The 13940-nt window shown below is 66.6% G+C and carries 17 protein-coding genes and 1 pseudogene; 17 read left to right on the top strand and 1 reads right to left on the bottom strand.

Going from position 1 to position 13940, the window contains the following annotated elements; all coding sequences use genetic code 11:
* The first annotated feature begins 198 nt into the window (after positions 1-198).
* The 12 genes from ACSVDD_RS28060 (at position 199) to ACSVDD_RS28005 (ending at position 9517) form a co-directional block, all read left to right on the top strand.
* Positions 199-393: a hypothetical protein gene (locus tag ACSVDD_RS28060; protein WP_448192727.1), complete on the top strand. Its 195-nt coding sequence runs from the start codon at positions 199-201 to the stop codon at positions 391-393.
* A gap of 2 nt (positions 394-395) precedes the next feature.
* Entirely contained in the window at positions 396-695 is a 300-nt protein-coding gene (locus tag ACSVDD_RS28055; RefSeq protein ID WP_448192726.1) for a hypothetical protein, read from the top strand.
* 47 nt (positions 696-742) lie between these two features.
* The gene (locus ACSVDD_RS28050; protein ID WP_448192725.1) at positions 743-1549 is read left to right on the top strand and encodes a hypothetical protein; all 807 of its coding nucleotides are present in this window, start codon (positions 743-745) and stop codon (positions 1547-1549) included.
* The gene (locus tag ACSVDD_RS28045) at positions 1550-3136 is read left to right on the top strand and encodes a DUF927 domain-containing protein (protein ID WP_448192724.1); all 1587 of its coding nucleotides are present in this window, start codon (positions 1550-1552) and stop codon (positions 3134-3136) included.
* A gap of 1 nt (position 3137) precedes the next feature.
* Entirely contained in the window at positions 3138-3428 is a 291-nt protein-coding gene (locus tag ACSVDD_RS28040; RefSeq protein WP_448192723.1) for a hypothetical protein, read from the top strand.
* 203 nt (positions 3429-3631) lie between these two features.
* The gene (locus ACSVDD_RS28035) at positions 3632-4783 is read left to right on the top strand and encodes a phage portal protein (RefSeq protein ID WP_448192722.1); all 1152 of its coding nucleotides are present in this window, start codon (positions 3632-3634) and stop codon (positions 4781-4783) included.
* A complete protein-coding gene (locus tag ACSVDD_RS28030; protein ID WP_448192721.1) occupies positions 4776-6365 on the top strand; it encodes a phage major capsid protein in 1590 nt (529 codons plus the stop codon). The genes ACSVDD_RS28035 and ACSVDD_RS28030 overlap by 8 nt, the downstream gene beginning before the upstream one ends.
* Before the next feature lie 15 nt (positions 6366-6380).
* Entirely contained in the window at positions 6381-6773 is a 393-nt protein-coding gene (locus tag ACSVDD_RS28025) for a hypothetical protein (RefSeq protein WP_448192720.1), read from the top strand.
* Between the two features lie 8 nt (positions 6774-6781).
* The gene (locus ACSVDD_RS28020) at positions 6782-7096 is read left to right on the top strand and encodes a hypothetical protein (protein WP_448192719.1); all 315 of its coding nucleotides are present in this window, start codon (positions 6782-6784) and stop codon (positions 7094-7096) included.
* Between the two features lie 98 nt (positions 7097-7194).
* Positions 7195-7434, top strand: a complete 240-nt coding sequence (locus ACSVDD_RS28015; protein WP_448192718.1) for an HNH endonuclease signature motif containing protein — start codon at positions 7195-7197, stop codon at positions 7432-7434.
* Between the two features lie 89 nt (positions 7435-7523).
* Positions 7524-7928 (top strand): phage terminase small subunit P27 family, encoded by a 405-nt coding sequence (locus ACSVDD_RS28010; protein ID WP_448192717.1) that lies wholly within the window; start codon positions 7524-7526, stop codon positions 7926-7928.
* A complete protein-coding gene (locus ACSVDD_RS28005) occupies positions 7928-9517 on the top strand; it encodes a terminase large subunit (RefSeq protein WP_448192716.1) in 1590 nt (529 codons plus the stop codon). Before ACSVDD_RS28010 ends, ACSVDD_RS28005 begins: the two co-directional genes overlap by 1 nt.
* Positions 9518-9721: 204 nt before the next feature.
* On the opposite strand, the gene ACSVDD_RS28000 is transcribed toward ACSVDD_RS28005, so the two are convergent.
* Positions 9722-10624: an AbiTii domain-containing protein gene (locus ACSVDD_RS28000; protein ID WP_448192715.1), complete on the bottom strand. Its 903-nt coding sequence runs from the start codon at positions 10622-10624 to the stop codon at positions 9722-9724.
* Positions 10625-10769: 145 nt separating this feature from the next.
* Here ACSVDD_RS28000 and ACSVDD_RS27995 point away from each other — a divergent pair.
* From ACSVDD_RS27995 to ACSVDD_RS27975, 5 genes and pseudogenes are all read left to right on the top strand, one after another.
* A pseudogene (locus tag ACSVDD_RS27995) lies at positions 10770-11381 on the top strand (portal protein); the annotation flags it as partial.
* Positions 11374-11628: a Bbp19 family protein gene (locus ACSVDD_RS27990; protein WP_448192714.1), complete on the top strand. Its 255-nt coding sequence runs from the start codon at positions 11374-11376 to the stop codon at positions 11626-11628. The pseudogene ACSVDD_RS27995 and the gene ACSVDD_RS27990, both read left to right, overlap by 8 nt.
* 19 nt (positions 11629-11647) lie before the next feature.
* Positions 11648-12334 (top strand): capsid assembly protein, encoded by a 687-nt coding sequence (locus ACSVDD_RS27985; protein WP_448192713.1) that lies wholly within the window; start codon positions 11648-11650, stop codon positions 12332-12334.
* A 352-nt stretch (positions 12335-12686) separates the two neighbouring features.
* Complete coding sequence (locus tag ACSVDD_RS27980) at positions 12687-13502, top strand: phage capsid protein (protein WP_448192712.1); 816 nt, start codon at positions 12687-12689, stop codon at positions 13500-13502.
* A gap of 110 nt (positions 13503-13612) precedes the next feature.
* Positions 13613-13882: a hypothetical protein gene (locus tag ACSVDD_RS27975; protein ID WP_448192711.1), complete on the top strand. Its 270-nt coding sequence runs from the start codon at positions 13613-13615 to the stop codon at positions 13880-13882.
* Positions 13883-13940 lie beyond the last annotated feature (58 nt).

Genomic DNA, 13940 nt, shown 5'->3' with positions numbered 1-13940 from the left:
CTGGAGAGTGCGACTTCCTTCTATGTGTGGATGCCGCTACGCGCCGGCACCCCTGTTTGCACCAGAAGTGCGGAAGAACCTCCAATCGTCGTCAGGCGGTCATCGTAATTGGCGGCGTGCAAGTTGGACCGCTGGGCGACGGAGCGGCTCGGCAAACTGATGCGCAGCACCAGCGACACGGGCATGGAGGGCTGAACGATGCGCGACACTGCCCGCCTCGCCGCGATGGATGATCCGGCCGTCAACTTCCACTTCCGCCGGGGTATGTCCTGGGACGTTCCCGACCGCCTCCCCGGCTCCGCGCCGCGCCGCCGCCTGAAGGGGCAAACGCTCGACAACCTCGCCGCCGAGATCGCCGCCGACCTCCGCCGCGCCATTCGGGGGAGGGCATAAAGATGCAGCCGGCCCGCCTCGACTTCGACCGGATCAACCGCGCTGCCGTCGCCGCCCTGCCGGCCCTGTTGGTGCGCTGGCTGCCGGGCGGGAGAAGGGAAGGGCACGAGTACATTGCGCTGAACCCACGCCGGGCCGACCGGCGATTGGGAAGCTTCCGCATCAACATGAACACCGGCCGCTGGGCCGACTTTGCCACCGACGACGGCGGGGGCGACCCTATCAGTCTCGCCGCCTACCTCGCCGGCATCTCGCAAGCGGACGCCGCGCGCCATCTCGCTGACATGCTTGGGGTGAAGTAATGCCTGACGATACGTGCAAGATGTTCGCACCGCTGACGGATGAAGACTTGTCCGCAGCGACGGCCATCGGCCCCGTGGGCAAGGGTGACGAAAAGACGCCGATCCTCCCAGTACCAGCGGACGCGCCGCCGCTGCGCTTCAAGCACCCGAAGTACGGCGAGCCGTCGCGGACGTGGCCCTATCACAACGCCTATGGCCGTCTGCTGGGCTATGCGGCCCGCTTCGACTTCACCACCGACAACGGCACGCCCGGCAAGGACGTGTTGCCGATCTGCTATTGCGACCTGGGCGACGGCCGGCGCGGCTGGCGCTCGAGGGGCATTCCCGGTCCGCGCCCACTCTACAAGCTCCCCGACCTGATGGCCCGGCCCGACACCTTGGTGATTGTCACCGAGGGTGAGAAGGCAAGCGATGCTGCGGCCGACCTGTTCCCGGAGCTGGTCACCACCACTCCCATGCATGGGGCGAAGTCCCCGCACAAGACGGACTGGACGCCGCTTGCCGGCCGGAAGGTAGTAATCTGGCCCGATCATGACGAAGCCGGTGCGGCCTTCGCTGCCGAGGTGGCGCGGCTGGCAACCGAGGCCGGCGCCGCCAGCGTGGCCGTGGTGCAGCTTCCGTACGACTGGCCGCGCGCCTGGGATGTTGCCGATCCGCTGCCCGATGCCGTCACCACTGCCGACCTCCGCGTCATGGTGGAGACTGCCAAGCCGTGGCAGACGGCATCAGCGCAGGACTCGGGTGGGATGGCTCCGCCCCCGGTCACTGGTGGCTTCATGCTGCGTCCCAATGGGCTGTTCTTCCGCGACCCCGACCCCGAGAAAGACGACCTCTTGCTGTCCGGCCCGTTCTAGGTGGTGGCCGAGACGCGCGACACTGCGGGCGGTAGCTGGGGCGTGCTGCTGAAGTGGAAGGATCACGACGGCCGAGAGCACGAATGGGCGATGCCCCGCGCCTTGCTGGCCGGCGATGGCACCGATTTCCGCCGCATCCTGCTCGACGGCGGGCTGTTCGTCGCTCCCGGCCGGAAGGCGCGCGAGATGCTGACCGCTTATCTTGCCAGCGTTCGCGTGAAGGCGCGTGCAACCTGCGTTGACCGCACGGGTTGGCATGGTCGCGTCTACGTGTCGGCGGGCCGCTCCTATGGCGACACCAAGGGCGAGCGGGTGCTGTTGCAATCTGCCGGCGCTGCCACTGACACGAAGCCGCGCGGCACGTTCGAGGGGTGGCAGTCGGAGGTTGCCGCGCTGGCGGTGGGTAACAGCCGCTTGTCCTTTGCCCTTTCCGCGGCCTTCGCCGGGCCGCTGCTTTACCTGCTGAACGCCGAGTCGGGCGGGCTTCACTTCCGGGGCGCGTCGTCTATCGGCAAGTCCAGCACCTTGTACGTCGCCGCGTCGGCCTGGGGGTGCCCGGTCCACAACTGGCGCGCCACCGACAACGCGGCCGAAGCGCTCGCCCGCGCTGCCAACGATGCGCTGCTGTGCCTGGACGAGATGGGGCAGGGCGACGGCCGGGCTGTAGATGCCATGGGCTACATGCTGTCCAACGGCGCCGGCAAGGCCCGCATGAACAAGGACACCAGTGCGCGGCCGGTGACGACGTGGCGCGTGCTGTTCGTGTCCACTGGCGAAATCGGCTTGGCTGAGAAGGTGGCCGAGACCGGGCGCAAGACCAAGGCCGGGCAGGAAGTCCGCATCCTCGACATTCCCGCCGACGCTGGCGCCGGCCTGGGCTCGTTCGAGCACCTGCACGGCTCGCCGGATGGTGACAGCTTCGCCCGCCGCGTCCGGTTGGCGACGGAGACGCATCGCGGCCACGCTGCGCACGCCTTCCTCGAACGCATCACCTCTGCCAACCTCGACGAACTGGCGGAAGCTCTCCGCGCCGGCTGTGAGCGGTGGAAGGCCAGCTATCTGCCGAAGGGGTGCGACGGGCAGGTGCAGCGTGCCGCCGGACGCTTCGCCTTGATCGCCGCTGCCGGTGAGCTGGCGGCAGCCATGGGCATCCTGCCTTGGCCGGAAGGTGAGGCGATGCGTGGTGCGGCAGCGTGCTTCAACGCATGGCTGGAGGCGCGCGGCGGCAGTGGTCCGGCTGAGGTGGCGCAGGGAATTGCGCAGGTGCGCGCATTCCTCGAAGCGCACGGCATGAGCCGGTTCCAGGCTGTCTGGTCAGACGACGACGCCGAAACCCGTCCGGTCACGGGGCGTGTCGGCTTTCGCCGCAAGGATGAGAGCGGCCGGTGGGAGTTCTTCGCCATGGCCGAGGGCTTCAAGGAGATCACGAAGGGCTTCAACGCCAAGACCCTGGCGGCCGAGCTTGTCAAGGCCGGCATGTTGGAGGCCGCTGGAGACGGCAAGTCGCAGAAGAACATGAAGGTGCCGGGGCACGGACAGATGAAGCTCTATCACTTCCCTGCCGCTGCCATCGAAGGCGGGGGTTAACATGCGTGACCTGTTCGCCGCATGGGCGGTTACCCCGGCCGGTTACCCCGGTTACCCCGAGCCGAAAGCGCAAGGTAACCGGGAAAACCCTAGCAATATCAACGCAGTTACCTCAGTTACCCCGGTTACCCCGCAAAACGACCAACGTCCGCCTGCACACGTCCGAGACGAACAGGACATGCGGGACGACTTCGAGGAACTGGCCGCCAGACTGGAGTTCCAATGCGGCATGAGCCGAGCCGATGCTGAGCGGCAGGCTTGGCAAGACGTGTTCGAGCTTGGAGGCGGGTAATATTCTCGAATTATCCGGAATGCGTAAGCCGCTTTCCGTAAAAATGCTTGCGGTCTGCACTGCTTAACGTCTTTGACAGTTCCTCGGTTGTACGCTGACGTTGCAGTGAGAACTGCAAAGAGTCAGCCAAAATGCTTGATGGCTTCAGGGCGTTTTTCGGCATAGAGCGCAAGAGCGCTTCGGCCGCGACCATAGTTGACCCGATGCTTTTGAGCATTGGGGGCGAAACTGCCAGCGGCGCCACCGTCAGCCCTGAAACCGCCCTTCGCTGCCCGGCCGTGCTGGGCGCTGTCCGCGCCATCGCCGAAACCGTCGCGAGCACGCCGTGCCGCATCTTCCGCCGCACCAAAGCCGATGGGCGCGAGTTGGCGAAGGATCATCCGCTGTGGCCCATCCTGACCGAAGCCGCGAACCCGTGGACGCCGGCCTATGAGTTCTTCCTGCTGCTGACGCAGGATTTCACTCTCTACGGCAACGCCTTCGCCTGGGTGTCCCGTGATGCGGATGGAGCCGTTACCGAACTGGTGCGCCTGCTGCCGGCGCGGGTGGTGGTCTACGTCGATCCGCTGACGCTGGAGCCCGTGTACAAGTACACCGGCCTGGACGGCGTGCAGCACGAGTGGGACCGCACCGAAGTCCTGCACCTGCGCGGCGTCGGCGCCGTCAGCATGGGGCGCGGTGACAGCCCGGTTGATCTGGCGCGCGAGGCCATCGGCGTGAGTGTCGTCATGGAGGCGCACGCCGCCGGCCTTTTCGGCCGTGGCGCTCGCCCGGCTGGTGTCCTGAAGGGCGCCGGCAAGATGACCGAAGAGGTGATGCGCCGCCTTCGGGCCAGCTTTGAGGGCATGTACAAGGGCGGTGCCAATGCTGGCCGCACCGCGATCTTGGAAGAGGGTTGGGAGTTCCAGCCGCTCCAACTGTCGAGCACGGACGCGCAATTCCTGGAGATGCGGAAGTTCCAAATCCAGGAAATCGCCCGCACCTTCCGCGTTCCCCTGCACCTTCTGGCCGAGATGGACAACGTGCACTACAGCACGGCCGAAGCCATGGGTGCGCAGTTCCTTGCGTTTGGCCTGCTGCCGATCTTCCGCATGTGGCGGGATGCGATCCACCTGACGCTGCTGTCGGCGGACGAGCGCAAGACGCTCTACGTGGACTTCGACACCGATCATATCGCCCGCGCCGATCTGGCTGCCCGCTTCACCGCCTACAGCCAAGCGATCAACGGCGGCTTCCTGTCGCCCAACGAAGTGCGGGCCGAGGAAGGGCTGCCGCCCTATGCCGGCGGCGAAACCTTCATGCGCCCGGTCAACACCGCCCCCGCGCCGACCACGGGAGGGCCGACCATTGCTTGAGATCAAAGCCAACGCTGACGGCGAAATCATCGGCTACGCCAGCCTGTTTGGCGGCCCGGCCGATGCGGTCAACGACATCGTGACACCCGGCGCCTTCAAGGCCAGCCTCGCCGCCGGCCTGCCTGAGATGCTGCGCGAGCACAAGGGCCAGTCGGTAGGCGTGTGGACCTCGGCCGAAGAGGATGACATCGGGCTCAAGGTCTGTGGACAGGTGACGGATGCTGCCACCCTGGACGATCTGCGCGCCGGCCGCCTCGACGGGCTGAGCATCGGCTACATCGCCACTAAGACCAGCAAGGACGGCGCCGGGCGCCGGGTGCTGGAGGCGGTGGACCTGAAGGAAATCAGCATCGTGAAGCGACCCGCTTCGAGCCGGGCGCGGGTGCTGAGCGTGAAGTCTTCCACCGCCGCTGCGGCGGCACAAACCAGAGAGAGCACCATGGCAGACATGAGCACCGCCGCGCCGGACGTGGACGCGGCCGAAGACCAGAACGTTGCCGACCGCCTGTCGGCTGTCGAAACCGCTGTCGCTGATTGCGCTGCCCGCGTCGGCAAGATCGAGGAAGCCGTGAACGGCACCGCCAAGAGCGTCAAGAGCATCGAAACCGTGCTTCGTCGCCCCGGAGCGGCCGTCGAGACGAAGGCCGAGCCTGAAGCCGAGGTGAAGGCGTTCGGCCGCTTCCTGCGCCATGGCAAGGAAGCCCTGGACGTGACCGAGGTGAAGACGCTGCGCATCGCCGACGACACGGGCGCCGGCTATCTGGCGCCGGGTCAGTTCGTCAACGAGATCGTCAAGAACGTCGTGCTGGTGTCGCCCGTCCGGCAGGTGGCAAAGGTGATGCAGACCAGCGCGCCGCAGGTGGTTCTGCCCCGCCGTACCGGCACGCCCACCGCGAACTGGACCGGCGAGACGCAGACCCGCAGCGGCACGCAGTCCGCCTATGGGGCGCTTGAGTTCCACGTCCGCGAGCTGACCGCCTACACCGACGTGTCGAACGCGATGCTGGAGGATGCTGCCTTCGACGTGGCGGCCGAGATCGCCAGCGACCTGGGCGAACAGTTCGGCAAGGCTGAGGGTGCAGCGTTCGTCAACGGCGACGGCGCGAACAAGCCGCTGGGCTTCATGCAGTCCCCGGACATCGCGGCCGTGAACAGCGGCAACGCCAGCGCGATCACCGCCGACAGCGTCCTCGACCTGTACCACGCGCTGCCGACCTTCTATGCGGCGAACGCGGTGTGGGCGATGAACCGCACCACTCTGGGCGTGATCCGCAAGCTGAAGGACGCCAACGGGCGCTACCTGCTGAGCTTCGACGGTGTTCCGAACGCGCCGGCCGCCACCATCCTGGGCCGCCCGGTGATCGAGATGCCCGACATGGACGATGTGGGCGCCGGCAAGTTCCCGGTGGTCTTCGCGGACTTCAAGAGCGGCTACCGCATCTTCGACCGCCTGTCGGTGTCGATCCTGCGTGACCCGTACTCGCAGCAGACGAATGGGCTTGTGCGCTTCCACGCCCGCCGCCGTGTCGCCGGTTCGGTCGCCAAGGCCGAAGCCTTCCGCAAGCTCAAGATCGCGGCCTAACAGGAGAACCGACCAATGCGTGACCTCGTGCACAACCTGGGCGTCGTGAACGCCATCCCGCCGCAGACGATCACCACGACCCCAGTGTCGTCGGCGGTGCTCGACCTGCTGGGCTTCAACTCCGTCGCGGTCTTCGTCGCCGCCGGCACGATCACGGACGGCTCGTATGCCGTCACGCTGACGGCCGGCGACAAGGCGGATGGTTCCGACCAGGCGGACGCCACGGCCGACGTGCTGGGCAGCCTGCCGACCTTCGCCGCCACCGACGACAACACGGCGAAGAAGTTCGGCTATGCCGGGCCGCACCGCTACCTCGTGGTGACGATCACCCCGACCGGCGCGACCTCCGGCGGGCTGTTCTCGGCCGAGATGGCGAAGGGCCATCCGGCAGCGGTTCCGGTGGCCTGAGGTGCACTATGGGCAAGCCCTCACCCACATCGGTTGAGCGGGGCGAGGCGGTGTTGGCCGGTACCTTCACGGGTACCGGCCCGACGCCATGGCTTCAGCTCCACGGCAACTTCAACATCACCATCGGCGGGCCGTTCATCAACACGCGCTTCGAGTTGGAACGTTCCTTCGACGGCGGCGCCACTGCGGTTCAGCGCGTCACGGACATCGTGATGGATCACCCGTGCTCGTTCGTCATCAACGAGCCGGAAGCGGGTGTCCTGTACCGGCTGAACTGCGCGCAGTACGGCGGCACTCCCGTGCTCTACCGCCTGTCGCAGTGAGGTGAGCTATGCCGTCCGCCCCGCCCCGTGCCTGCCGTTGTGGTTCTGTTGTCCCTGTTGGGCGCCGGTGCCCGCGGTGCTCAAAGGACGCCGACCGGGTGCGCGGCACGGCTCGCCAGCGCGGCTATGACCGTGATTGGGAGCGTGTGCGCGCCGAGTTCGTGAAGGCGAACCCGGTGTGCTGCGTTCCCGACTGCGGCAAGCCGACCACCGACGTGGACCACATCGTCAGCGTGAGAGAGGCGCCGCACCGCCGGCTTGACCCGACCAACTTCCGGCCGTTCTGCCATGCCCACCACTCGCAGCGGACAGCGCGTGATCAGGTGCGCAGGGGATAGGGGGGCGAAATGTTGCCGCCCATGGGGGCCGGGACCGGTCAGGGGTAACACGCAGAGTCACGCCAGTCTGAGGTAGGGGGAGTTTCGACATGACCGCAACCGTTGTTCCGCATCCCAGCGCCCGCCGCCAGAAGCGCAAGGCGCCCGCCGTGCCGGCCTACATCACCGGGCTTGCGCGCGACGAATGGAAGCGTGTGGCGGCCGTCCTCGCTGACCGTGGCGACCTGGGCCCTGAGACGCTGGGTGCGCTCGAAATCTACTGCATCAACTACGGACGCTGGCGCGACGCCGAGGCGCACGTTGCCGAGCACGGGGCCGTGGTGGCCGCGCCCAAGACGGGGGTGCCTATGCACTCGCCCCACCTGACCGTCGCCAACCGGGCGAGCGAGATGTGCCTCAAGCTCGCCAAGGCGCTGCGGATCACCTGCGACACCCGACCGGCTGCCAACGGCAAGCCGCCGGCCGACAGCGACCCGTGGGAAGGGCTTCTGTGATGATCGTCATTCCCGACCTGTCCGACATCAACGCCCCGGAGCGCGCGGCCCGCGCTGAGCGCTTCATCGGCAACCTGAAGCTCACGGAAGGCCGCTTCGCCGGTCAGCCGTTCGCTATGCCCGATTTCCAGCGCAACGTGGTGCGCAAGCTCTACGGCTGCGTTGACCACAACGGCCGGCGCCGCATCCGCACGGCGGCTATCTGGCTGCCGCGTGGCTGCGGAAAGACGACCTGGGCGAGCGCGTTGGGGCTGCTGCACCTGATGGGGCCGGAACGGGAGGCCGCTGGGCAGGTGGCCGTTGCCGCTGCCGACCGGGAACAGGCTGGCATCGCTTACCGGAGCGCTCTGCGGACCACGCGGGCCGACCAGCGGCTTGCGTCAGAAGTGAGGGTGCAGGAGTCCACCAAGCAGCTCGTGCACCCGAAGACCAACAGCATCCTGAAAGCCTACGCCAGCGAGAGCTACACCGCCCATGGCGCGGCCATCTCCCTGTTGATCGCCGACGAGATCCACGCTTGGCAGTCGAACAACGGGCGCGAGCTGTACATGACGCTCACGCAGTCGATGGGAAAGCGCGCCGAGCCGCTGACGCTTATCATCTCGACGGCCGGGTGTGGTCAGAACTCCATCGCCTGGGAGCTGTGGGACTACTCGCTCAAGGTGGCGCGCGGCGAAGTGGAGGATGACAGCTTCCTCCCGGTGATCTACGCGGCCGACAAAGACGACGACTGGAAAGACTCGGCGGTGTGGCAACGGGTCAATCCGAGCATCGGCGCCGGCTACCGCGACCTTGCCGAGATGGAGGTGATGGCGCGTCGGGCCGCCGAGGTGCCGGCGCACGCCGTCGCCTTCAAGCAGTACTACCTCAACATCTGGCAGGAAGGGGCCGCCGAGCCGTGGCTGCCCATGGATGTGTTCGACGAAGGCGCGGTGCCGGTGGACGAGGATGCACTGGCCGGGCGGCCCTGCTATGTCGGGCTCGACCTGTCGAGCACAAGCGACCTCACGGCCGCGGTTGCTGCCTTCCCGGACGGCGAGGGCGGCTATGACGTTCTCTGCCGCGCCTTTGTGCCGGCGGACAACATCCGGCGCCGGGCCGAGCACGCCAAGGTGAACTACCCGGCCTGGGTGGAGTCGGGGCACCTGACCGCCACGCCGGGCAACACGGTGGACCAGGGCGCGGTTATCGCCGCCATCTGCGATTGGGCCGAGCGGTTCGACGTGCGGGAGGTGGCGCTTGACCGCTGGCAGGCAGCATCCGTGGAACAGGCATTGATGGCCGAGGGCCTGCCGGTGGTGCGCTTCGGGCAAGGGTTCCGGGACATGAGCCCCGCCGTGCGCGAGCTGGAGCGCGCCATCCTGGCGCGGCAGTTCCGGCACGGTGGCGACCCGGTACTGCGCTGGTGCATCGGCAACGTGGTGCTCGACACCGACCCGGCCGGCAACTCGAAGATCACCAAGGCGCGTGCGCCGGAAAAGGTGGACCTCGCCGTTGCCGCCTGCATGGCGTTGGGGCGGGCGCTGTCGAACGACGCCGGCCCGAGCATCTATGAGACGGATCGGCCGGACGGCTTCCTATTCATCTAATCCCCTGCCGTGAGGGCCGGGCGTTCCAGTTCACGCCCGGATAGCACGGAGCCGGCAACTCGGGAGTGCTGGCGCGAAAACAACCCCGAGAGCCGGCAGGTGGGTCACTTCATACCGCCGTGGCCGGCGCCGGATCAAACAGCGGGGCGCTTCAGCAACGCCCCGCTGCCCGGCAAAAAGGTATTTGGTAAATTGATGGCCGGGTTAGCTAGGAAAGAAAGAGTCAATATTTGAAGTTATTCCATCGGCCACAACCTTGCTTGCGGCTCCTTCGACGATACGCTTCAAGCTTCCGAACAACCCATTGAGCTTGCTCTGGTCTGGTGGCGTTTGCGAAAGCTCGGCGCGAACGCCGGCCACGAGTTCGCGTGCCTCATCCTCCGATCCCTGGCTAAGCTCTGCGGCCGGTAGAGCTTTTTCAATCTGGTCTATCAGTTTCGTGAGTTGGCCTGGATCTATTGCGATTGATTGCTGAGAATTTATGGTTGCGCTGTCACTGGCTGGCCCAAGATTGCCAGAAAAATTGTGAATTGAACCAATCTGGTAGTTGATCGAAGGTTGGTGGGCCAATTCTTTTTCCCTTTGCGTAAATGTGAACCCCTCGCCCATGATGCCTGCTGCTTCCAGCTTGAGGCTCCAGTCAAGGACGGAGTTACGAATTGCATCAAGAATTCCAGACACCATACTGCGATCTATGAACAGCTTTACATCTAATTGAAATCCCATGGCCTGCCTCATCTTAGCTTCTGTCTCGGGAGGCCATGACATGGCTAGGGTGTTTTCTTTATCCCTCTCCATGAGCTCTTCAAGCTGTGCTGCTGATGAGCCAACTGCTTGCGTTGAATAGGCTTTTTGAGTTTCTGATGTCTCAAATATAATTGGCTTCCAGCCCTGGTATGGGTTGAAGGCCCGAGCAGTGCCGCTTATTATTCTGTATTGTGGTACTTCGTCTTTGTAGCCTAGAAGTTCCTTGTCTGCCCATTCCATAAGGTCCGGCAAATTCAATTTCGCCGCGACGAACTTTGCCTTTCGCAGCAAGTCAGAAACCTTAACGGTAGGGTCGAGCGCATCCTGCTGGAGCTGAGGGACAAGGGGAAGAGGGGGCATTGGCTAAGCCGTCGTGATTGGAGCGGCACAGCCTAACATAACAGGAACGCTTTGCCTCGAAGCTTGCGGTGGCTTGCTTACGTGGTGCTTACTTCCAAAACCCGCACCCGCTAAAGCCCTTGGCGCGCAAGGCTTGTGCCAACTTATCGCTGGCATCTGGCAGGCCGACGACGACGGGGTGCTCAACCCCGCCGCCATCCGGCTGGTGCCGGGCACCATCATTCCCAAGGCGGTGGGCTCGGCCGGGTTGACGCCGCTCGCCAATCCGGGGCGGTTCGACGTGTCGCAACTGGTCCTCGACGATTTGCGGACGCGCATCCGGCACGCGCTGCTCGCCGACCGGCTGGCGCCGATCAACGACGCCCGCATGACCGCCACGGAAGTGCTGGAGCGCTCGGCCGAGGTCGGGCGGCTGCTGGGCGCCACCTACGGGCGTTTGCAGGCCGAGCTGCTGACGCCGCTGCTGCTGCGCGCCGTGTCGATCCTGCGCCGCCGCGGCGAGATCCCCGACTTCACCGTGGACGGCAGGCTGGTCGAGTTGCAGTACCGCTCGCCGCTCGCCCAGGCGCAGGGCCTGCGCGACGTGCAGGCGACGCTGCGCTGGCTGGACACCGCGCAGCGTCTCGGCGGGGCGGCGCTGGAGACCATCGACACGGCGGCCACCGCCCGCTGGCTCGGCGAGGCGTTCGGCGTGCCGGCGAAGCTGATCCGCGCCCAACAGCCGGTTCCTCCGGCCGGGGAGGTGCCGCATGGCTGAATCCAATGGCTGGGCGTGGTTCGCCGACCCCGCCGCACCGTCCAGTGAGGACCCGGCGCCGAGCTTCGCGCGCTGCTTCGGCGGGGCGGACGGCGCGCGGGTGCTGGGCGTGCTGCGCGCCATGACGGTCGAGCGGACGCTCGGCCCCGACGCTTCGGACGCGGCGCTGCGTCACCTCGAAGGCCAGCGCCAACTCGTCGCCACCATCCTCGCCCTGGTCGCCCGCGGCCGCGGCGAGGTTCTCTGACCCTTGCAAGGAGTTTCCCATGGCTGAAAATCTGCTGACCACGCCGACCGCCGCGGCGGCCGGGACGGCCGACCGCCCCTCCGGCGTGCCCGACAAGTTCTGGGACGCCCAGTCCGGCGCCGTGCGCGTCGATGCGCTGATGAAGTCCTACCAGGAGCTGGAGCGCCGCATGGCGGCCGGCGGTGGCGGCTTGGCGCCGGCCTCGCCCGACGGGTACCGGATTTCCTGCGATCACGGCCTGTTCGAGCCGTGCCCGGAGATCAACGCCCGCCTGCACGCCGCCGGCTTCGCGCCGGAGCAGGCGCAGCTGGTCTACGACCTGGCGGCCGAGCGCATGATGCCGCTGCTTCAGGAGCTGGTCGCCGAGTTCCAGGCCGACCGCGAGGTCGAGCGTCTGGTCGCCCAGTTCGGCGGCGAGGAGAAGTGGCGCACGGTGTCGCGCCAGTTGCTCGCCTGGGCCTCGAAGAACCTGCCGGCCCCGGCGGTGGACGGGCTGTCGACCACCTATGAGGGGGTGATGGCGCTCTACCGCATGATGAGCGGCACCGAGCCGTCGGCGCTGACGCGCGGCGAGGTCCCGGCCGATGGCGGCGAGGCGGATCTGCAGGCGCTGATGCGCGACCCGCGCTATTGGCGCGACCGCGACCCGGCCGTCGTCGCTCGCGTCACCGAAGGATTCCAGCGGCTGTACCCGACCGGGCGGTAACGCCGGGGGAGGTTTGAGGCATCGAGGGCACCAGGGGCGAACCCCTTGGTGCCCTCTTCTTTTTCTCTCAATCAAGGAATTTTATCCTTGACGACCGTCCCGCAAAGTTCTATATATGTTCTTGTCAAGGCCCGAAGTCCCTCTCCCCTCCGCTTCGGTCCCTGACGCATCCGCATCCCCCGATGCACCCCTGGAAAGGCCGGCTGGATAACCCGCAAGGGCCCAGCCGGCCTTTCTTTTTGCGCACGCCCGCGGCCGGGCGCGTGGGCCCACGCGCAACCGACAACCAAACTGGCGGAGGCGCACCTCCCGACAATCCATTCCCCTCTCCGTCAGGAAGGAGCGTATTCCTATGTCCACCTCGGTCACCCAGGCCTTCGTCAAGCAGTTCGAGCGCGAAGTCCACGAATCCTACCAGCGCATGGGCTCCAAGCTGCGCAACACCGTGCGCAGCAAGAACAACGTGCAGGGCGCCTCCACCGTCTTCCAGAAGGTCGGCAAGGGCACCGCCATGGTGAAGGCGCGGCACGGCGCCGTGCCGGTCATGAACCTCGACCACGAGCCGGTGGAGTGCGCGCTGGCCGACTATTACGCCGGTGACTGGGTCGACAAGCTTGACGAGCTGAAGACCAACATCGACGAGCGGCAGATCATCGCCAACGCTGGCGCCTATGCGCTGGGCCGCAAGACCGACGAGCTGATCATCACCGAACTGGACAAGTCCACGGTGTTCGCCGGCACCGCCGCCGATGGCCTGACCAAGGCCAAGGTGCTGGCGGCGTTCGAGCTGCTGGGCGGCGCCGACGTGCCGGACGATGGCCAGCGCTACGCGGTGGTCGGCTGGAAGCAGTGGAGCCAGCTGCTCGCCATCGAGGAGTTCGCCAACTCCCAGTACGTCGGCCCGGACGAGCTGCCGTGGCGCGGCACCCAGGCCAAGCGCTGGCTGGGCACGCTGTGGGTGCCGCATTCCGGCCTGTCGCTGAAGGACGGCGCGCGGTTGTGCCACTGGTACCACAAGACCGCGGTCGGCCACGCGGCCGGCGCCGACGTCAAGACCGACGTGACGTGGCACGGCGACCGCGCCGCGCACTTCGTCAACAACATGATGAGCCAGGGCGCCTGCCTGATCGACCAGAGCGGAGTCGTCACCCTGCGCTGCCTCGAATAGGGGCGCTTTCGCAGGTTGACCGACGGGGGCGCCCCGCCGCGTCGGAACCGCCATCCCGGTTCCGCGGCGCGGGCGCCCCGATGCTCACGACACTTTCCGGAGATTTCCCCATGGCCTTCGCTTCCAAGGATTTGAGCGTGCTCGCGTACGCCAACGGTTTCACGCTCTGGCACTACACCACGGCCGACGCCGCCACCGCGGTGGACACCACCGGCTACTTCAACGGCGCCGCCGACATGCTGCGCGTCGGCGACATGATCCTTGCCAACACCGAAACCGGCGGCACGCGGGCCGCCGGTGTGCTGGTGGTCGCCGGCAACGCCGCCGGCACGGTGGACGCCACCAACCTCACGCCGTTCGGCGCCGGCAACAGCGACTGATGAAACATCCCTCCCCCTGCGGAGCAGGGGGAGGGCCAAAACCACAAGGACACCCCCC

Source organism: Azospirillum terrae (assembly GCF_053470425.1).
Note: the sequence above shows the minus strand (reverse complement) of the source record. Positions and strands in the feature narration are given on the sequence as shown.